Origin of the sequence: Corynebacterium sp. LK10 (genome assembly GCF_008042455.1) — a bacterium.
GTDB lineage: Bacteria > Actinomycetota > Actinomycetes > Mycobacteriales > Mycobacteriaceae > Corynebacterium > Corynebacterium jeikeium_D.
Window position 1 is genome coordinate 1 of the sequence record NZ_NOVT01000012.1, and the last position, 20,207, is coordinate 20,207.

Here is a 20,207-nt window from a genome sequence, read left to right on the forward strand (position 1 = left end):
TGCCTTGCCCCTTGTGTGGGGTTGGGTGCTGCGGCCCACTTTTGTTTTACCCACAGGTAAACAGAATTAACTAAGCGTCGATCGGATCCTCGGTTTCCTCTTTTGGTGAATCCTCGTTGGCTCTCTGTGGCAGACTGTCTCTATGACTAATCAGACACCTAACTCCGATGTGGTTAACCTCGCTTCTTCTGAGGACGAGGCTCAAGACAACTTCACTCCCGTAACGACCGAAGAAGGTAAGCTACAACAGCTTATTGAATGGCTCGAAGAACACGTCTCGGCCTATTCCTACTTGAGCGAGGTTGTCCCCTTGGGTGCCTCTGAGGAAGACATTAAGAAGGCTCGTGCTTCAGTCAATGACCGCGGCGCTCGTATGCCAGACGCCATCATTCACGGTTCAATGATGGTCCTGGGGGCGGCCGTCAACCATTCCTCGCCATACCTTGCGTATGCCGACGGCAAAGTAGAGGTGACGGATACGACGGTGGGGGATAGTCCTAGCGTTCCGGTGCGGGTTTTTGTCCCACAGGATCCAACCGGGTCTGTGGTAGTTGCCGCACACGGCGGCGCTTTCTGGATGGGCGACGGCAGTCTGCGTGAGAATTCCTTCGGCCCAAATATGGCTGCCCTGGCAGCCCGATCGGGCGCAATTGTTGTGGACGTGGATTACCGGCTCGCACCAGAGAATAAGGTATCTGAGGCCGTCTATGACATTGCGCGGGTAGTCGCATCTGTCGCAGATGATTCGTTGCAGCTTCAAAAATTGGGTGCAATGCCCATCAGTGATCAGAACCCGTTAGTTCTTTATGGTGTCTCTTCAGGCGGCCACAACGTTGTTTCCGCGGTAGACCAGATTAGTCAAGACACTCCGGTTGCTCTGTTGCTCGTTGCCCCGGCTCTAGACCTGCGTGGTGCTCCTGCGGTGTGGTTGCAGGCATTCTTCGGCACCTCTGATGATTCGGCAAAGGAAGTGTCACCGGGATTGCATGAGCCGTCGCGAAGCATGCGTGTCCACGTTCAGGCGGCCTCCCGCGATACTGTTGTTCGGCCAGCTACCGAGTACCTGAAGAAGGTCGAGGAGGCAGGTGGAGACGCCACTCAGGCGGTATTCTTGGCGACTCACCAGATTGCGGTTCCAAAGGTTCAGCGAGAGCAGATTACGGACGCGGCGCGGTTCATTCTAGAGGCCACTCACACGGAACGTGAGCTGCCAGAGGACCCGGCAGGTGAATACGATAAGGAAGCGATTGACCGGCAGAACGAAGAGTCCTGGGGTAAGAGCTAGTCAACCCGTTTCAGTTCCTAATGGCGCTCTCGCCGTGCATGTGAGCACCGCGGAGGGGAGCGCTGCTAAGGGAAATCGGGGGCGGGGCTAGAACAGCTCAGTGCCAAAAGGTCGGGGCTAACAGCCCCCGACTAGTGCAGCGGCAGGAGATTGCGCTTCGTTGCGTGTACCTCTTCCACCCGGTCGATGTTGCGTTCGAGCACATTCCAATCGTTGACCGGAATATTGCGCTGGGCTTGGGCAATGACTGACTTGTCTGGAGTGGACCACGCGAGCGGCACTGGGGTGATCTCGTCGTAGAACTCGGTGCGGCTCTTGTGCGTACCGGCCACAGCAACAGCTGGCACCTTCGCGCCCACACGGCGGGGAACCCCGGAAATCGTGGTGACAGTTCGTGTAGCCAGGGCCGGGACGGGCTCGCCATCGGAGGGGTCTTTACGCATGTCCACCAAGGTCATCAGCACCATGGTTCGCTCATCCACACGCGCAATCATGGCCGGAACCAGCGGGGATTCGTCGTAAAGCTCTTGCGGATCCTTAATTGCGCGTCGCACCTGGAAGGTAACGCCGACGTAGAGAGCTGCGAGGGCGAAAAGCATAACCGCGCTGCCGATAACAAACGGCGTGCGGTCGAAAACTATTAGAACCAGCACAGCGCCGACGAGCAGCAGAGCAGAGAAAATGCCGGAGGAGATGAGCAGTCGGCGGGCATCGCGGTAGTACTCGTTGTTGGCGTTGGTGTGCTCGCGGTTGACGGGGAAGTGAAAGTTCATGGCAGTCCTTTAGTTATCCAGTTTTCTAGGATTCCGAGCTAGCGGTGGAATCACCGGGCAGGGAGGGCCCGAGGTACTCGTCTGCGTCGACGATTCGGTAGGCGTAGCCCTGTTCCGCCAGGAAACGCTGGCGGTGAGCTGCGTATTCGGTATCGAGCGTATCGCGAGTCACCACCGAGTAAAAGACGGCGCCACCACCATCGGACTTCGGGCGCAGGAGACGCCCCAGGCGCTGTGCCTCCTCCTGTCGGGAACCGAAGGTGCCGGAGATTTGCACGGCGACAGAGGCTTCGGGAAGGTCGATGGAAAAGTTCGCAACCTTGGAGACCACCAGCGTGTTGATCTCGCCGCGCCGGAACTTCCCAAAGAGCTCCTCGCGTTTGGCGTTGGACGTCTTTCCTTCGATGACGTCGACGCCGAGCTCTTCGCCGATCTCTTCGAGCTGATCCAGGTAGGCACCAATCACCAGAGCGGGTTCGCCCTCGTGTCGGGCAAGGATTTGCTTGACGACGGGAATCTTCGTCGGCGTCGTTGCGGCCAGACGATACCTGTCGGAGGCCTCAGCCGTGGCGTAGAGCATGCGCTCGGACTCGGTCGGGGTCACGCGGACCTCAACGCAGTCAGCCGGTGCGATCCAGCCCTGGGCTTCGATGTCCTTCCACGGGGCATCGTAGCGCTTCGGGCCAATCAGGCTGAAGACATCGCCCTCGCGGCCATCTTCGCGCACCAGGGTAGCGGTGAGCCCCAGTCGACGGCGCGACTGCAGATCCGCACTCATTCGGAACACAGGAGCGGGCAGGAGGTGGACCTCGTCATAGATGATGAGGCCCCAGTCGCGGGAATCGAATAGCTCGAGTGCGCGGTATTCTCCCTTAGTCTTGCGCGTGACCACTTGGTAGGTCGCAATGGTGACGGGGCGAATTTCCTTCTTTTCGCCGGAGTACTCGCCGATTTCGTCCTCGGTCAGCGAGGTGCGTCGCAGCAGCTCGTCGCGCCACTGCCTGCCGGCGACGGTGTTGGTGACCAGAATCAAAGTGGTGCGCTGCGCGTCTACCATGGCCGCCGCACCGACGATTGTCTTGCCTGCGCCACAGGGCAGCACCACGACGCCGGAGCCACCTTCGCGGAAGGAATCAGCCGCCATGCGCTGGTAGTCGCGCAGTTCCCAGGTGTCGTGGCCTCCGGTGCCCTGATCCTGCCAAGCGATGGCGTGTGCCTCACCGTCGATGTATCCGGCGGTGTCATTGGCCGGCCAGCCGACCTTCAGCAGCTCCTGTTTGATACGGCCTCGCTCGGAGGGGTGCACGGTCCAGGTGTCGGCATCGATTTGCTCACCGAGCATCGGACGTATCTTTTTGTGCTTGGTCACCTCGGCCAGTACCGCAGGGTCGTGTGAGACCAGAATAAGGCCGTGAGCTGGATGCTTGGTCAGGCTCAGGCGACCATAGCGGTCCATGGTCTCCGCGACGTCGATAAGCAGCGGCTGTGGGACGGGGAACTTGGAGAAGCGCTCGAGGACATCGACCACCTGCTCCGCGTCGTGACCGGCGGCGCGAGCATTCCACAGCGCCAGCGGGGTGATGCGGTAGGTGTGCACATGTTCAGGAGCACGTTCGAGCTCCGCGAACGGTGCCAGCGCCGCGCGTGCCGCATCCGCCTCCGGGTTATCGACCTCCAGCAGCACCGTCTTATCCGATTGGACGATCAGCGGCCCCGTACCGAAACCCATTATTTCCTCGCCTCGCAGACATTCGACCAAAAATAAGCTAAAGGTCAATTCTGCCACGATTACGCAGAAGATGCGTCACGGGCTCGAATCATCCCGAACCGCCACATTCGCTTCTGCATCGCTTTACGACGGTCCGCGCGCCCGCCGCCTAGTCGACAGGATGTACTTCGGTAATGCGATGCAGCAGGAAGCGCAGCACTTGACTGGTGGCCGGGTCGATAGCATCGACCTGCCCACCGGAGACGGTGACTGGGCGCACGCGCTTGCGGCCGGGTTTGCCGTTGCGGTCAACGTAGCTCAAATACAGGTCGTCGCCATGGCGAGCCGCGCGCTGCAGAAGCTTGAACGCTTCGGTGCCGGAGGCGTAGTCGCTCGTGCCATTGGTGCTAGTGCTGGCACCGGCAGCTGTCCCCGTACCTGTCGCCGAATCTGCAGCCGAGCCAGAGACCCCAGCAGTGCTGCCACTGGCCGTAGCGCCACTGGAACTACCGGCGTGCTCAGCAGCACGGTTGCCATCGGCAATAGCCGTCAACGCCTGGCTGATGCGTTCCGGTTCGGGCATCGTTGTACGCGCAGCGGGCACCGGAGCCGGCGCCTCAATGCGGCAGGGAGCGCGACCGAGATCCAGCACCAAACCCTCTGCATCTTCGGCGATGATGGAAAAGCCCGCATTTCTAGCGGTCTCAATCACCTGGGCAAGCGGGGCCTGGCTAATTAGCACCGTTTCGGCAATCTTCCGCAACGCCAGGCTTTGTCCAGTCTGGTGACTCTGGAATGAGGCCAGCAGGGCCGGATCGTCACAGCGGATAAACGAAGCTGCGGGGCCACCGCGGAGACGACCGTGGCGGCGGGCGACGTCGTCAAGCAAATAGGTAATGGACTGCGGCACCTCGCCGACGGCGTAGCGCGAAAGAAACTCCGAGATATCGGCGGCATTGATGCCGGCGTCGAGGGCATCGCGAAGGCTGTCTTCGGTCACGCGGTAGACGCTGGCGAGGCCGGGAGATTCCAGCTGCGCAATCGAACTGAGCATGCGTTCCATCTCCGGGGATGCGGGGCCCGGTACGACGATGGTGTTGTCCGCCTGAACCATCAGGTACGAGGCGTTCGGTGGCAAGAGGTTGTTACAGGCGGCACGCAGATCGTCGAAGGCCTCGGCGGTGCCGGATTCGATGAGCGCGACCATGGCTTTGCCAACCTCGCTAAGGCCGACGGAAATCGTTTCCACGCCCGGGTCCCGCACGACGATGCCGAGGGCGACCAGCTCGTCGACCACGCCACTGAGCGTCTCGTCCGTGCACCTCGCGTTGGTAATCGGGTAGTAGTAGGCGGCGCATTCACGCAGGTCAGTCAGAGCAACGATGTCGTTGTCGCTTGCCGACGACGCCACCTGCGCACAGCAGGCCAGCACCATTTCCCGGATTGACGGTACCCCGGAGAGCCGAGCTTGTGGGGAGAGTAGAGCAATGCGCTTGCCTTCCTCATTGAGCTGGTCGACCCGCCAGGGAGCTGCGTCGCTAGTGCGAGTGCCGACCGTCAAACTCACCCACCGGTCAACCAGATCGGCGTCGAGGAAGCCGTCGGCTGCCAGCGTGGGGGCGAAATAGTCACCACCGGTGTCATGCAGTGGCAGCGGATGCGGAGTGCCGACATGAACCAGCCCCGCTGCACTGAGGTTAGCCACGCCGCGAGCCAACTCCGAGATGTCGACGCCGAGCTCCTCGATGAGACTGCGGGTTTCCCGCACTCCAATGACACCGTTTTTCAATGTCGGCGCGGGGTCGGTTCCCAGCAAGTCCAGCAGGTCAGTCGCCTGTCGCAAAGTTTCCCAGGCAGTGGCGGCAGCACGGTCGTTACCGCTGGCAATCACGTGGGTAGCGGGGGTTTCGGGGCGCAGGGGGACGTCGTCGTCGGCAAGCCCGACTCCACGCATAAGCGCGCGAACGGTGGCGGGCAGGCGGACGGTGCCCTCGTCGATGCGTTCGAGCAGGCCGGCGTTGATGAGCGCTGGGACCGGCAGCGAAGGGTCGGCATCCGGATGAGCGTCCTTTGTAACGCCGAGACCTCCGGAGTTGGCGAGGGTGTCCAGAAGCCGCTGCTGTCTGTCTGTAACCTCGGTGAGTGCCGTGCGTAGCTGACTGCGGCTTGGGCCATCGGGATTGGGCAGAAGATACCAGCCAGGTGGCAACGAGGTGGCGACCTCATCGCTGAGACAGAAGTAGTCCTGCCAGGGCAGAGGTTTCTTGCGGGTGGACTTGCCGGTGAAGGTGCCGCGGGGGCCGGGACCGTTGCCCCAGATGAGTCCGTATTCGCGCAGGGTATCGAGGCTTGTCCGAATATGCGTGGCCGTGGGCCGTTGATTGGCGGGAACCTCTGCTCGAGAGAGTAAGTCGAGAATGTAGTCGATGAGGGCGTCCGCAGTGACGGGTTCGGCGTCAGCACCGAGGTCGGCGGCGGCCTCAATGCAGGCGAGCTCCAGTGCGGGCAGTTTGGTTAGCGCGCGGGAGACAGAAGCGCGGAGCTGGAGCCTTGCCGCTAGCACCTGGGAAGACTTCGGCGGTGGCGACAGCGCATCGGGGCGATTGCTGAGGATAGTGCCCACAAATTGGTCTGGTTGACCTGCCAGCCAGTCGGAAAAGAGTGCAAAGGGGGTGGTGCTAGTCATGACAATCCCCACTTTAGTGAGATTTAAGGAGGGGAGAAGGTGACTGGGGAGAAAATTTTTGGGATAATCTCAGCATGGCTAACGTTGCAAAGAAATCCTATGTCGATCCCGGCTGGCCGAAGGACCTCGAGCCTGGTCAGCACGCTGTTACTGAACTGATTGCTCACCACGCTGGTGCAGATTCGCCTTTCGGCGACATTGAGTTCCCGGTTGATCCGGAGACTCTGGGTTACGTGCACCCGACCACGGTGATTAACAAGTAATCTTTTAGATTCTTAGCAGAGCTACTTCTGCTGGAGGCCCGCAGCCGTGACTGCTAGTTCAGCCATGGCTGCGGGTTTTCACATCAGTGGCCTCGGGGCGGGGGCTTGAGTAGGGGCGCTTGAAGTGGGGGCTTGAAGTGGGCGGGGGCTTATTCAAGCCCAGTTTTTTGGCCAATCCACCGGAATGGCCCCATGGATGCGGGCTGCAAATGTGAAACTGTGTAAGTTTATGACACTTTCAAGCCATTTTTCGGGCCATTTTTGTCATAAACGCAGTCACTAACTCGCGTTGGGTCGGTACCGCCAACCTGCGGAAGCCAAAAAGTAGCCCCGAGGGGGATTACCCTCGGGGCTACTGTGATGAGCTGGCTAGCTCGAAAGTCTTAAATCAGACCCTGCAGCTTCGACAGGTCGAACGGAATGGCTGCGACCAGTTCCTGCGGGAGCTCAACCTCGCCGGTCAGTGCACGGAACTCAGCGATGAGTGCCTGAGCGTCGGACAGGCTGTCGACGTTGGACAGGCGGTCAGCGAACTGCTGGACCAGGTCAGTCTTGGAGTCGGAAGCAGCAGCTGCCGGAGCGGCCTGTGCGCGAACAGGAGCGGAGCCCTGGCTCGGGTGCGGACGATCGGTCGGGCCGGAGGAGAGACCCAGGCTTGCGGAGCAAGCCGGCCATGCGCCCCAACCCTGCTGAGCCAGGACCTTCTCAGCAACGTAAATCTGCTGCTCGCGGGAAGCCTGATCAGCGGTCGAAGCGAACTCGTTACCACCGAAAGCGTTCCAGGTGCTTGCGGAGAACTGCAGACCGCCGTAGTAGCCGTTTCCGGTGTTGATGTGCCAGTTGCCGCCGGACTCACACTGTGCCAGGCGGTCCCAGTCGGAGTCCGGAGCTGCAGAAGCGGTCGGTGCGAAGATAGCGGCACCGGCACCGAGGATTGCGCCGGTCAGTGCAACCTTTGCCGAAGTGGAAGCGAAGGTGTTGGTCTTAGCTGCGTGGCGAGCCATATGAAAATTTCCTTTTCGTCGATTTTCTTTGTGGCGCCAGTGGGGCTAATGCAACCCCATCTCACTCTTATGGAAAGTTCTTCACGTTATTGATAACGGGCCGATGTCATCGCACTGGAGTGAGATGAAGGCGATCTATGCGACTTCGTCCGTTAAACGCGTCGATTGCACACCGTAGCGGTTGATAACGAAATAGTCACGCGAATCGCCGGATTCTTAATTTTGAGCGCAGGTGGGAAATATGCATAAAAGTAGGTGAAACTGCAGGTAAGAGACGTGACTGTTATTGGTGTTGTGTAAGTTAAAACTTCAAAATGTGATAAAGCTCACGTTATCGTCTTGTTATTTTTCCGGTTTTGGCGCGCCGCATGCACTGAGAAGGATGGCCATAAGAGATAGCCATAAAGAACCAACGCTGGCAGTTAGTTGCCGTCTCGGTGCGTCAATCCGCGAGAGTGTTCGCTTCACGCAGATCCGTCTTCCCTTTATGTCCCCATCTATGGGTATAATTGAGTTCTTTAGGTAATCGGAGGTGACGTGCACATGCACGCCGCTACCGCTGCCGCCACTTCGCACTAGTAAGCAGTAATAAATAATGTGTTCCCGGTTGGAGTGCGTCCTGTTTTGGTCGCACCTTAATTAAAGGAACACCATTAAGACAGCACCCGGCCTGGCATATCCTCGCGGTCCTGTCTGGCCAAGCTCGCCCCGAGCGAGCCTCTAACTCTGGCCATTTGTGCGTGCGAGGACGGTGGCAAATGCGGAAGAATTGCATCTCCGATCCGAAGACCCCGAAGGGCAGTCACCGCTGCACAAGGGGAACGAGGTTGAGTGCCCCCAGTCACAGGGCACGGGAAGGTTAGGTGGAAAGTGCCCATCGGTAAGGTCAGGTGGTACGACAAGGATCGCGGTTTTGGCTTCGTTTCGAATCCGGACGGTGAAGATGTCTACATCGGCAAGAACGTGCTGCCGAAAGGCGTGGAAGAACTCGTAACTGGTCAGCGCCTGGAGTACGACTACGCTGACGGCCGCCCAGGCCCGCAGGCCCTCCGGATCAAGGTGCTCGACGAGGGACCGCGCGGTGCCCGTCACCGCCGTGGCGGGGCAGGTGGGGGCGCAGGAGCCCGTCGTCAAGCAAAGAAGCACAGCCCCAGCGATCTCAACGGCATGATTTCGGACATGATTTCCATGCTGGAGTCGACGGTGCAGCGTGACCTGCGCGCCGGGCGTTACCCGGAGCGTAAGGACGGCCACCAGATGGCTGAAGTCCTGCGTGCGGTCGCGCGCGAGCTGGACTCGTAAGTCGGTAGAAGATGTGAAAAACGCCCGCTCACGAAGGTGGATAACCTCAGTGAGCGGGCGTTTTGCTGTGCTTTACGACGGTTCGTTGACGATCGACCAAGTAATACCGTAGGTGGTCTCTTCACCCTCGGAGTTCTTTCCGATGAGCGCGGTGGAAACCTCCACGACCCCGAGTGGGGTGCGTTTGCCGGCAACAGCTGCGGAGCCGGCGATGGTCTCGGTCGTGGCTTCGCCCGGATCCTTGCGAGAGGTGGAGTTGACCGCATCGTCGGAGAAGAAACGCTGCAGAGTCCAAGAGTTAGAGCCAACAGTGGAGCCGACGTTAACCTCAGCTGTCTCCTGCTCGCCCAGAGAAATCTTGGCGGCGTTGGCCTCAGTCGTGGTGCAGGCATTCTTCTCAAAGAGGTCGCAGACACGGTAGGGAAGAACCTCTGTGGTTTCGCCGTCCTGAATGACCTCGATGGACAGCGCGTGCGGGTCGTCGATTGCCTGGTTGGTCCACTTATTGACAGCAAGGACAATGCCGGTGACGACAAGACCCACCACGACAATAGCGCCGACAACCATGAACGCCTTACTATTCTGTTGCCAGCGGCGCCTACTCGATCCCATCAACTCTCACTTCCCGACATTCGTAACGGAATTGAAGCTACGTTCAGTCACACTAGCCGTTCTCGGGCCAGATACTGCTATTCACTCACGGTAACACGGTAGGCCGTGGGCCATTTCTTCCCTGTAAGCAGGAACTGACGGGTTCCATTGGGGGAGGTAGAGGAAGAATCCGGCATTAGAGCAATGCCGTTGAGCACATCAATACTGTTTTGCTCTGCTGGGGAGAGCTGCGCGTACAAGTCGCGGAAGAGTTCGGTGGCATCGACGATGCCTGTGACCTTTCCGTCTTCCGGGTTGATGCGGTAGATGAATGGACTCTGCCAGACGTTGGCCCAAATCTCGCGGTGCGATTGCGGGGAGTTTGGTCCGTCCGCGTTGCTCTGGTTGTTTGAATCGCTCGTGTCCGCTGGTACTTCGTCCGGCACTTCGTCCAGAGCTGCGTCGCCGTTGACAGTGACGCACTCGAGTTCGTTGAGCCACGTTGTCTCTGTACCTGCTGCAGTGACCGCCAGTTGACGCTGGGAAGAGAGGTCATCGGGGGCGCGGAAAGTGAGGGTGCCACTGCCGTCGGAGGTCACGATGGTGTCATCGAAGGAGCACGCGCCCCAGCCCTCGGTGTCGAAGGGAACCTCGCGACGCTGCTTGAGAGTAGCCGCGTCGCGTTCAATGGCGCGTCCTTCCTTCCACGTCAGCTGCCACACGGTATCTCCATGACGGGTAATCCCCTCGCCGAAGAGTTCAGGCTGTAAATCTTCCACGTTGGTCGGCTCGGCTGCAGAGTTGTCGAGCCACTGCGGTAATCGGTAAATCTGGGACTCACCGTAGAGGCCGGTGCCCATCAACAAAGAACCATCGGGTTTGAACTCAAGGCCCTGGACAAAAGGCGCAGCGACATTCTTCTCCGTGGGAAGTGGTGGAGCCAAGACAGGATAGGACTGCTCGATGGCCAGTTTCAGTGTCGGAACGTCACCGAGCCCCGGCACCTTATCGGCACCGACCAGCTCGGAGGGATTAACCGATGCCGAAGTCGACCTTGGGGCGGTGCCGGAGTTCGAGTCCGCACTAGCTCCACTAGAAGGGGCCTCGCCTGAGGGATCGCCACCTGAACCAGTTTCAGCCGCACAGCCGGCCAATAGGGCGGCAGTTGCCACGGAGAGGATGGCAGCTCGGACCGTCGTAAAGCGTGATGAGTGGAAAGGGCGGGCGAGTTTTGCATCGCCCGACGGGAATCTGTCCATAGCTTCACTCTAGGATAGGAAACGTGACTGAAAATCGACGACGTTCCCGAAACAGCCGCCGACGGGGGAAGGTGATGAATCACCAGGCGGTCGACACTGCCCGTACCGCGATTGAAGAGCTCGGGGAGGGGCCTGCCGGCGCGCACACCGGTGTAAGTGTCGTAGGCGAGGGCGTTGCGGTGCATCGTTTTGCGGCTGACCTGCCCGGATACAGGGGCTGGGAGTGGCATGTGGTGGTCGCGTGCGCGCCGGGCACTCAACAGGCGACGGTCAGTGAAGTGGCTCTTGTCCCTGGCGAAACCGCGCTGCAGGCGCCTGAATGGGTGCCCTACGAGGAGCGGCTGCGCCCCGGTGACCTCGGTCCACGCGATTTGTTGCCGGCTGCAGTGGGAGATGAGCGACTCGACGGCGATGACTTGCAGACCCGCACCTTGTCGGCGCGTGGTGTGGAAGACACCGAGCAGCGTTGGGAAGAGGGCGATACCGGCCCCGAGAGTGACTTTGCTCGGGAAGCATTGCACCGTTGCCGAACCTGCGCCTTTATGGTCCCGCTGACCGGGCCGCTCGGTAAGAACTGGGGCGTGTGCGTCAACGAATGGACATTCGATGCCACGGCCGTAAGCTTTGACCACGGCTGCGGTGCTCACTCAGCTATCCCGGAAGTAACGGGGCAGGGTGCACCGGTGGCGGAACCCTACCAGGATTCCCACCTGTAGCTTTCCACCTAGGCAAACGCGATGACGAAGAAGGTGCAGTTTCGACGCCACCGTGGCCCCAGAGACTGCACCGTTACGGTTTTCGGCACAAAAATTCCGCTCTGACACGGATAAACACGTGACACGGATAGTAAAGAGACTCTAGAGAGGCATAAAAAATGGACAAAGGTACGTCCACCTCTGCAACATCCTCAGATGAGGCGAAGGACTCCAAGCCTGCACGGAAGGGGAGCCATCTTTCGGCAGTGGACCGCTATTTTCACATCACGGAGCGCGGTTCGACGACCGTGACCGAGATTCGCGGTGGCGTAGTGACCTTCTTCGCGATGGCCTACATCATTCTGCTCAACCCGCTGATCCTCGGCAATATCGAGGATGTCAACGGCAATAGCCTGGGGATACCACAGGTCGCTGCTGTCACCGCGCTCGCCGCGGGTGTCATGACCATTACTTTTGGTCTCTTTGCCAAGTACCCCTTCGGCATTGCGACGGGCCTGGGCATCAACACCCTGGTTGCCGTGACATTCGTTGCTAACGAGGGGCTGGCCTGGGAAGAAGCGATGGGCCTGGTCGTGCTGGACGGGGTGATTATCGTGCTGCTGGCGCTGACCGGATTCCGCACAGCTGTCTTCCACGCGATTCCGTCCGATATGAAGGCCGCGATGAGTGTGGGTATCGGCCTATTCATTGCCATGATTGGTCTGGTCGACGGTGGCCTGGTTCGCCGTATTCCCGATGCCGCTGACACGACTGTCCCGGTGCAGCTCGGCATCAATGGTCAGATTGCCTCGTGGCCGACCGCCGTGTTCGCCCTCGGGCTGATTATCTGCGGCATCATGGTTGTCCGCAATATTCCAGGTGGCCTGTTCATCGGCATCGTGCTGAATACCATCATTGCGCTCGCAGTCGAGGCCTTGACGGATGCGGGCCCCTCCTTCGCTGATGGCAAGCCAGTGCCGACCGGTTGGAATCTCGCGGTACCGACTCTGCCGGACCGCGTAGGCGGCATGCCGGACTTGTCCCTCGTTGGAGCTGTGGATCTTTTCGGTTCCTTTGCCCGCGTCGGTGCCCTCAGCGCCACCATGCTGCTGTTTACCTTGGTCCTGGCGAACTTCTTCGATGCCATGGGCACGATGACTGGTCTGGGCAAGCAGGCCGCACTTGTCGATGAAGACGGTGTGCTGCCGGACATGAAGCGCGCACTGGTTGTCGAAGGCACCGGTGCCATTGTCGGTGGTGCAGTCAGCTCCTCGTCGAACACCGTCTTTGTGGACTCCGCAGCGGGCATCGCCGATGGTGCACGGACTGGCCTTGCCAACATTGTCACCGGCATCCTCTTTCTGGCGGCGATGTTTTTCACCCCGCTCTATGAAATCGTGCCCATCGAGGCTGCCGCGCCAGTGCTGGTCATCGTCGGTGCCATGATGATCGGGCAGATTACCGAGATTGATTTCACCCGTTTCGACATCGCACTGCCGGCATTTTTGACTATTGTCACCATGCCGTTTACCTACTCGATTGCAAATGGTATCGGCATCGGTTTCATCACCTTTGCTGCGATGGCTATCTTCTCGGGTCGTGCCAAGTCCGTACATCCGCTGATGTGGATTGTCTCCGGCCTGTTCATCATCTACTTCGCCGCCGATCCGTTCACCGCTCTGCTGGGCGGCTAAAGAGTTTCCATGAGTACCACCACATCCCTCGAACGCTTTGCGCCCATCGTCGTCGACGATCCCGCCGACAGCCGTCTCGATGACATCCGCAACCTCAACAAGTCCGATTCCCGCCCCGATTTGCCCGGTGGGAAGGGGCTGGTCATCGCCGAAGGCACGCTCATTGTGCCGCGGTTAGTGCGCTCACGCTTTCCGCTCCGCGCAGTCTTTGGTACTCGCCAGAAGCTCGCATCGCTTGCCGACGGACTGACCGCGAGCGAGGCCGCTATTGCGGAAACGGTGCCCTGGTTTGAACTCGACCGCGAGGTTCTGGCCGCAGCGGCCGGATTTGATCTTCACCGCGGCCTGCTGGCCACCGCTGACCGCGCGCCGGAGCTATCGGTGGACCAAGTTCTGAGCGGAGCCACCACCTTGGCCGTGATGGAGGGAGTCGGTGACCACGAGAACATCGGAGCCCTGTTCCGTAACGCGGCGGGCATGGGCGTGGATGGGGTCGTCTTCGGCGCGGCCTGCGCCGATCCGCTGTATCGCCGCAGTGTGCGCGTTTCCATGGGGCATGTGCTGACAGTCCCATTTGCGACTCTGCCCGGTACTACGACCACCTGGCAGCGAAGCCTGGACCAGCTCAAAGAGCAGGGCTTCCGCGTGGTGTCCATGACCCCTGCGGGCACGGTGGACCTGTGGGATGCCATGGACACGGACAAGGTCGCGATTCTCGTTGGCGCTGAGGGACAGGGGCTTACCGAGCACGCGATGGCAGCCACCGATGTGCGTGCTCGCATTCCCATGTCACCGGGAACTGACAGCCTGAATGTGGCTACCTCCGCGGCGATCGCGTTCTACGAGCGACTGCGCGTTCAGTCGCAGCGCGCAGGGCGGTAGAAACTATTTCCCGAACTTGCCTCGCGCCCGCTGCCAGGTGCGGCCAGCGAAGTTCTTGGCCTTAGCCCCAAAGCGACTGAGCTCCTCCAGAAAGTCTCGGTTCGGCTCTGCGTTGTGAACTTCGTAGTCGTCGTAGGCGCGGTCAAGCTCTGCGCCAGACTCGGACGAACCCGGCTCACCCATTAGCCCGCGTGGACTACGAGACGTCGAATACGAAGCTCCGGGAGCCGCACGACGGCCATCCACCGCAAAACCACTAACAGGGATATCGGTAGCGGGCGAATGCGGGTCGAATCCGAGCCAGTCGGTGATGACGGCGTCGGCAAGCTCTGCCGGAACGAACGGCAAACCGACCCCCTCGCGTGGACGTGAACCCGTATCTTCGAAAGCGTCGGGCAGCGGGCGGTGCTTGCCCGCCCAGAAACTGCCCTCTGCGGGGCAGGGAAGACCGATGTCTTCCAGTGTGCGGTAGCGAGTAGCGGAGAAAGCGCGCTTGAGCTCACCATCGTGCCAATGCGCAAAGGCACCGAAGCCCGTGGATTTATTCGACACACTCGCGTAGACGTCCGTGGCGGCAATCTCCTGCCGTAGACGAGGCGACAGCTTGGACAGCTGCGAGACATCATCGAGAACCGTCTGCAGTACGGCAACGCCCTCAAAGCCACCGATGTAGTATTCACCGTCACCGGTTTCCGCCGAGCGGTTGAGCGGGAAATCACCAATCGGTGTTACCGGCAGCGTTGAGTCATAGAGAGCTAGGAAACGACGCCCGAAACCGCGGTCGTGCTGAACACCTGTCTCCAGGGTCGCAGCAGGGTCATTGGTGCTGATAAACCAAATCGTGACTACACCGCGGCGAATCGCGGAGAATTCGAAATCAGAAGCGTTGCCACTGGTCATGGAGCTCATTGTCGAGGGAAACTCCTACTTCTTCGGGCCGTTCGGACGTACGCCGAGAAGCACATCCTCCCAAGACGGCATGACAGTCTTCTTCTTGCGCTTCGGCTGCTCCACGTCCGGGTGCTGCAAGAACTCCGCCTCGTCAATATCGTCGTCGGCGGCATCGCTTTGCGACGGAACATCCTGCTCCCCGTGGCCTCGCTGCGGCTCCGCCGAAGACTGCCATGCGGCTGGCATCTCAGAGGTGTCAGCGGTATCGGCAGCTCGATTGGCCTGCGGAGCCAAGTCTCGGTTGCGGCGGGCAAAGTCGGGGTCAATCAGCTCTGCTGCCAGCTCATTGCGAGCAATGGTGAGCGCGGAAAGTCCCTCCGCCTGGTAACTCCACTCGGCCACGTTGGTGGTATGGCCGACATTCCAAGTAACCGTCACAATCCACTGTCCACTCGGGTCGCGGTAGGCGTCCCACGAGGCATCGGCGAGTTCCTGGCCACGGGCGGCAAAAGCGGTGGCGAGAATCTCCCACAGGGACAACTTGGCCGGGCCATCAATGCGACGTGGCTTCGACTGCTTGCCGAGCTCCGCAATACGTGCGCGCTCTGCAAGCACCGGGTAGGCGAAGGACTCAATCTTGCGCGGCTGCATGCCGCTGTACTCAATGAGCTCCTCCACCGTTTGGCCGCTGCGAATGCGATCCTGGATTTCGCGCGGCGACAAAACTACGCGGGGCTCTTCCAGAACTGGCTTCGGTGCCGTTGGAGTCTTCTTCGGTGCCCCGCCTGCCGTAGCGGAGTTGCCGGTCGTCTCGTTGCCTTCGGCCGCGTCGCCGCTTGCGGTGGTGGCTTCCGCTGTGCTGTCACTAGTGGAACTTCCGTCGGTGGAGCCCCTCTCTGCGGTAGCACTCTCCCCAGAGCTACCGCTGGCAGTGGCGGTGGCGGCGCTGGATCCGTCGGCAAGCGATGCGGAATCAGCTGCAGCAGGGGAACCGGCGGCATCGGCGAGCTCGAAGTGCTCGACCAGGAAAGTGCGCAGGTTCTCGTCGAGAGGCAGCGTGAAGCGAAGTCCCTCCTGTCGTTCCTGCTCGGTGATATCGGCGGGAACGAGAATCAGTGAATCGGTCACATCGCCGTCCAGAACGGGCTTCAGCTCCCTCATGCGAGAACCTCCTTGTTGGTCGACGTTATAAGTAATGCTCACTAATCATGGTAAACGACAAAACTCCCGCGTCACGGACAAATGGGGCAATGCCCTTGCGCGTGGCGCGGGAGTTAAGCGGCTGAGGCCGGTATTTGACTGTTACTTTGCAGCGTAGCCGTTGTCCAGAACCCAGTCGATAGCGCCAGTCAGACGACGGATGTCCTCCGGGTCGATGGCCGGGAACATACCGATGCGCAGCTGGTTGCGGCCCAGCTTGCGGTACGGCTCGATGTCGAGGATGCCGTTGGCGCGCAGAACCTTGGCAATCTGTGCGGCGTCGATGTTGTCCTCGAAGTCGATGGTGCCGACGACCAGCGAGCGCTTTGCAGCATCGGTGACGAACGGAGTTGCCTCCGCGCGGTTCTCAGCCCAGTTGTAGAGGTGGGAGGAGGACTCGGTGGTGCGGGCAACCATGCCGTCGAGGCCGCCGTTGGCGTTCATCCACTTGACCTGATCAGCCAGCATCAGCAAAGTGCCGACGGCCGGGGTGTTGTAGGTCTGGTTCTTGCGGGAGTTATCAACGGCAGTCTGCAGGTTCAGGAAAGCCGGGATGAAGCGGTCGGAAGAATTGATCTTCTCAATACGCGCGATGGCAGCCGGGGACATTGCAGCCAACCAGATGCCGCCGTCAGAAGCGAAGCACTTCTGCGGGGAGAAGTAGTAGACGTCAGCCTGGGACATGTCGACCGGGAGGCCGCCGGCACCGGAGGTGGCATCGATAGCCACGAGCTGGCCCTCGGAGCCTGCCGGGCGGGTGACCGGGACCATGGTGCCGGTGGAGGTCTCGTTGTGAGCCCAACCAATAAGGTCAACGCCCTCTTCGCCAGCGACAACCTCAGGTGCGGAACCCGGCTCTGCTTCGATGATCTGCGGAGCGTCGAGCCACGGAGCCATCTTGGAGGCCTTGGCAAACTTGGAGGAGAACTCACCGTAAGTCAGGTGAGCGGACTTCTTCTCGATGAGCCCAAAGGTGGCAGCATCCCAGAAAGCGGTTGCGCCGCCGAGGGACAGGACAATCTCGTAGCCTTCCGGAAGCTGGAAGAGCTCAGCCAGACCCTCGCGAACCTCACCAACAACGTTCTTCACTGCCGGCTGACGGTGGGAGGTACCCATGATAGAGGTACCGCCGTCAACGATTGCCTGAATCTGTGCCGGGCGAACCTTCGACGGACCGCAACCAAAGCGGCCGTCGCCGGGCTGGAACTCTTCAGGGAGGACTGGGAATTGATCGCTCATATGAGGCGCAACCTTTCAAAGTGCATTCAAAGTGAAGCTTGATATACAGCCGTTGTCTTCAAACTCTAGCGGTAATCGGGGGTACTTATAGCAAAAGGGTGGGGTTCAATTGCCCCCGCTTCCGTACTTTGCATAACAAAACAGGGTGGATTGGCGTATTTGCAAAGTTTGCGAAGAATTTTTTCCAGTTTTGTTGGTGCTGAAAACTTGGCGGTGTGGGGCCTCGGGCGGGCGGCGAGGGGTGAAGTATTGTGGATTTAGTCGATGTGTTTTCGGGCGTCGGCTCAATGACTTTTGAACTTTTAAAGACATTGGCTGTTGAATGGGCTCCTGACCTCCTGATTAGTAAATGAGCAGTGACAACGTAATAAACCCGTTTTTTCCATTTGCATTTCGGGGTGAAGAAGGGTCAAGATTGGGTAAGCCCAGGCTGCCCGAATGGGGTAGAGGGTGTTGCACTGCTCACACTCTTTGATATTGTGTGTTCTAATCCACTGCAGGTGTCGGTTCTTTATGGTTACGACACGGTCGATGTGAACTAAGCAAACTTTTTTCACTGGGCAAGATGCAATGGAACGCAAATGTCGCGCATAATTGAATCATTGAAAACAATGCGACCCCGAAGGGGTGGCGTGGAGTTGGGAGGCAGCATGCTGTTTTCCGCTGTGCCTGCTTCCCCCGCACTCTGGAGTCGTTAAGAAGAATTTTTCTGTGAAAGGGAAGTTGTGGCTACTAAAGACGGCAAGGCTGTACTCCACTACCCGGGCGGCGAGTTCGAGATGGACATCGTCAAGGCAACCGAGGGTAACGACGGTATCGCACTGGGCAAGATGCTCCAGGAAACTGGACTGACCACCTTCGACCCGGGCTACACCGCCACCGGTTCTACCGAGTCCAAGATTACTTACATCGACGGCGGTAACGGCATCCTGCGCTACCGCGGTTACCCGATTGAGCAGCTGGCTGAGAAGGCTACCTTCAACGAGGTTTCCTACCTGCTGATTCACGGCCACCTTCCGTCTGAGGAAGAGCTTGCGCAGTTCAACCACGACATTCGTCACCACACCCTGCTGGACGAGGACTTCCGTCGCGCATTCAGCATCTTCCCGCGTGGCGCACACCCGATGCAGACCCTGGCTTCCTCGGTCAACATCCTGGCTTCCTACTACCAGGACGAGCTGGATCCGCTGAACGAAGAGCAGCGCAACCTGGCTGCGGTTCGCCTGATGGCTAAGGTCCCGATGCTGGCTGCATACGCTTACCGCGCATCCAAGGGTGAGCCGTACATGTACCCGGACAACAACCTGAACGCTCGCGAGAACTTCCTGCGCATGATGTTCGGTTACCCGACCGCTGACTACGAGGTTGATCCGGTAGTGGTTGACGCTCTGGACAAGCTGCTCATCCTGCACGCTGACCACGAGCAGAACTGCTCCACCTCCACCGTCCGCATGGTCGCTTCCTCCGGCGCTTCCATGTTCGTCTCCATCGCTGCTGGTATCAACGCTCTGTCTGGCCCGCTGCACGGTGGCGCTAACCAGGCTGTTCTGGAGATGCTCGAGGACATCCAGCAGAACCACGGTGGCGACGCAACCGAGTTCATGAACCGCGTGAAGAACAAGGAGCCGGGCGTCCGACTGATGGGCTTCGGTCACCGCGTCTACAAGTCCTACGACCCGCGTGCAGCTATCGCTAAGAAGACCGCTCACGAGGTGCTCCAGCACCTCGGCGGCGACGAGCTGCTGGATTTGGCTATGAAGCTGGAAGAGATTGCACTGGCTGATGACTACTTCGTCTCCCGCAAGCTCTACCCGAACGTTGACTTCTACACCGGTCTGATTTACCGCGCCATGGGCTTCCCGACGGACTTCTTCACCGTCCTGTTCGCCATCGGCCGTCTCCCGGGCTGGATTGCTCAGTTCAACGAGCAGGTCACTGACCCGGCATCGAAGATCAACCGCCCTCGCCAGATTTACACCGGCGAGACCGAGCGTGACTTCGTTCCGCGCGACCAGCGCTAAGGTTTCTAGCGATTACTGCGTAGGGGGTTCCTCGCAGGTAACTCAGCATAGAAAAGTCCAGCGTTGAAAACGCGAAAAGGCGCGTACTAGCCTTCGAAAGGTTGGTACGCGCCTTTTATTTTTCCTAGAATTCTAAGAAACCCCATTTAAGTTGGGTCCATTTACGTTGGGCTGAATACCAACTGTGAAAAAGCCAACTGTGATAGGAGATTGTCTTGTCCAAGCCAGAACTCACTGCTAAGTCCGGTCCGGCTCCGACGGAACTCGTCATCAACGACCTCACTGTCGGTGACGGCAAGGAGGCCACCCCGGGTGCTCGTGTCGAGGTCCACTACGTGGGTGTTGACTACGAAACCGGTGAAGAGTTCGACTCTTCCTGGAACCGTGGCCAGTCCATCGAGTTCCCGCTGAACGGCCTGATTGCCGGTTGGCAGGAAGGCATTCCGGGCATGAAGGTCGGCGGTCGTCGCGAGCTGATTTGCCCTCCGGAGAAAGCTTACGGCCCGGCTGGTGCAGGACACTTCCTGTCTGGTAAGACCCTGGTCTTCGTCATCGACCTGTTGGACGTTAAGTAGAAGTCCGCATGCTAGCTCTGTTGGCCGGCTGAGCTTCGCTCCGCTTCGCGGTTCCTGCCCATCCCTCCGTCGGCGGTTTGCAGGATTTCCGGCGAAGAAAGTGACTGCGTTTATGACACTTCAGGCGTGAAAAATTGCC

At 59.6% G+C, this 20,207-nt stretch carries 17 protein-coding genes; 8 read left to right on the forward strand and 9 right to left on the reverse strand.

Translation table 11 applies throughout. From position 1 onward, the window contains the following. Nucleotides 1-142 precede the first annotated feature (142 nt). Nucleotides 143-1,285, forward strand: a complete 1,143-nt coding sequence (locus tag CHU70_RS03740) for an alpha/beta hydrolase (RefSeq protein WP_069359667.1) — start codon at nt 143-145, stop codon at nt 1,283-1,285. 131 nt (nt 1,286-1,416) lie between these two features. Here the strand turns inward: CHU70_RS03740 and CHU70_RS03745 are convergent, their stop codons facing one another. From CHU70_RS03745 to CHU70_RS03755, 3 genes are all read right to left on the reverse strand, one after another. Next, nucleotides 1,417-2,058 (reverse strand): DUF3239 domain-containing protein, encoded by a 642-nt coding sequence (locus CHU70_RS03745; protein WP_069359666.1) that lies wholly within the window; start codon nt 2,056-2,058, stop codon nt 1,417-1,419. Nucleotides 2,059-2,083: 25 nt separating this feature from the next. Beyond that, entirely contained in the window at nt 2,084-3,787 is a 1,704-nt protein-coding gene (locus tag CHU70_RS03750; protein WP_016423319.1) for a DNA repair helicase XPB, read from the reverse strand. Between the two features lie 148 nt (nt 3,788-3,935). Beyond that, nucleotides 3,936-6,452: a helicase-associated domain-containing protein gene (locus tag CHU70_RS03755; protein ID WP_147719010.1), complete on the reverse strand. Its 2,517-nt coding sequence runs from the start codon at nt 6,450-6,452 to the stop codon at nt 3,936-3,938. A 74-nt stretch (nt 6,453-6,526) separates the two neighbouring features. On the opposite strand from CHU70_RS03755, the gene CHU70_RS03760 reads away from it, so the two are divergent. Further along, complete coding sequence (locus CHU70_RS03760; protein WP_016423317.1) at nt 6,527-6,715, forward strand: hypothetical protein; 189 nt, start codon at nt 6,527-6,529, stop codon at nt 6,713-6,715. Nucleotides 6,716-7,098: 383 nt separating this feature from the next. On the opposite strand, the gene CHU70_RS03765 is transcribed toward CHU70_RS03760, so the two are convergent. Beyond that, nucleotides 7,099-7,719, reverse strand: a complete 621-nt coding sequence (locus CHU70_RS03765) for a transglycosylase family protein (protein WP_016423316.1) — start codon at nt 7,717-7,719, stop codon at nt 7,099-7,101. A gap of 870 nt (nt 7,720-8,589) precedes the next feature. Here CHU70_RS03765 and CHU70_RS03770 point away from each other — a divergent pair. Beyond that, nucleotides 8,590-9,021, forward strand: coding sequence for a cold-shock protein (locus tag CHU70_RS03770; RefSeq protein WP_005511873.1), 432 nt, complete (start codon nt 8,590-8,592; stop codon nt 9,019-9,021). 72 nt (nt 9,022-9,093) lie between these two features. Here CHU70_RS03770 and CHU70_RS03775 read toward each other — a convergent pair whose 3' ends face one another. Next, nucleotides 9,094-9,588, reverse strand: a complete 495-nt coding sequence (locus CHU70_RS03775) for a DUF2771 family protein (protein ID WP_016423315.1) — start codon at nt 9,586-9,588, stop codon at nt 9,094-9,096. Nucleotides 9,589-9,710: 122 nt separating this feature from the next. Then, nucleotides 9,711-10,871, reverse strand: a complete 1,161-nt coding sequence (locus CHU70_RS03780; protein WP_147719009.1) for a glutaminyl-peptide cyclotransferase — start codon at nt 10,869-10,871, stop codon at nt 9,711-9,713. A gap of 23 nt (nt 10,872-10,894) precedes the next feature. Between CHU70_RS03780 and CHU70_RS03785 the strand changes: the two genes are divergently transcribed. From CHU70_RS03785 to CHU70_RS03795, 3 genes are all read left to right on the forward strand, one after another. Then, complete coding sequence (locus CHU70_RS03785) at nt 10,895-11,587, forward strand: DUF3027 domain-containing protein (protein WP_224433761.1); 693 nt, start codon at nt 10,895-10,897, stop codon at nt 11,585-11,587. Nucleotides 11,588-11,745: 158 nt separating this feature from the next. Continuing rightward, a complete protein-coding gene (locus CHU70_RS03790) occupies nt 11,746-13,260 on the forward strand; it encodes an NCS2 family permease (RefSeq protein WP_070653139.1) in 1,515 nt (504 codons plus the stop codon). Nucleotides 13,261-13,269: 9 nt separating this feature from the next. Continuing rightward, a complete protein-coding gene (locus CHU70_RS03795; RefSeq protein ID WP_070545908.1) occupies nt 13,270-14,142 on the forward strand; it encodes an RNA methyltransferase in 873 nt (290 codons plus the stop codon). Nucleotides 14,143-14,145: 3 nt separating this feature from the next. On the opposite strand, the gene CHU70_RS03800 is transcribed toward CHU70_RS03795, so the two are convergent. The 3 genes from CHU70_RS03800 to serC all read right to left on the reverse strand — a co-directional run bounded on the left by CHU70_RS03800 (nt 14,146) and on the right by serC (nt 17,472). Continuing rightward, the gene (locus CHU70_RS03800) at nt 14,146-15,051 is read right to left on the reverse strand and encodes a DUF6928 family protein (protein WP_049193040.1); all 906 of its coding nucleotides are present in this window, start codon (nt 15,049-15,051) and stop codon (nt 14,146-14,148) included. Nucleotides 15,052-15,066: 15 nt separating this feature from the next. Further along, complete coding sequence (gene sepH / locus CHU70_RS03805; RefSeq protein ID WP_147719008.1) at nt 15,067-16,194, reverse strand: septation protein SepH; 1,128 nt, start codon at nt 16,192-16,194, stop codon at nt 15,067-15,069. Between the two features lie 141 nt (nt 16,195-16,335). Further along, nucleotides 16,336-17,472 carry a phosphoserine transaminase gene (gene serC, locus CHU70_RS03810; RefSeq protein ID WP_147719007.1) on the reverse strand — a complete coding sequence of 379 codons (1,137 nt, stop codon included), beginning with the start codon at nt 17,470-17,472 and terminating at the stop codon, nt 16,336-16,338. Nucleotides 17,473-18,197: 725 nt separating this feature from the next. Between serC and CHU70_RS03815 the strand changes: the two genes are divergently transcribed. Both CHU70_RS03815 and CHU70_RS03820 read left to right on the forward strand, forming a co-directional pair. Next, complete coding sequence (locus CHU70_RS03815; protein WP_016423307.1) at nt 18,198-19,493, forward strand: citrate synthase; 1,296 nt, start codon at nt 18,198-18,200, stop codon at nt 19,491-19,493. Between the two features lie 215 nt (nt 19,494-19,708). Beyond that, a complete protein-coding gene (locus CHU70_RS03820; protein WP_005511805.1) occupies nt 19,709-20,068 on the forward strand; it encodes an FKBP-type peptidyl-prolyl cis-trans isomerase in 360 nt (119 codons plus the stop codon). The last annotated feature ends 139 nt before the right edge of the window (nt 20,069-20,207 follow it).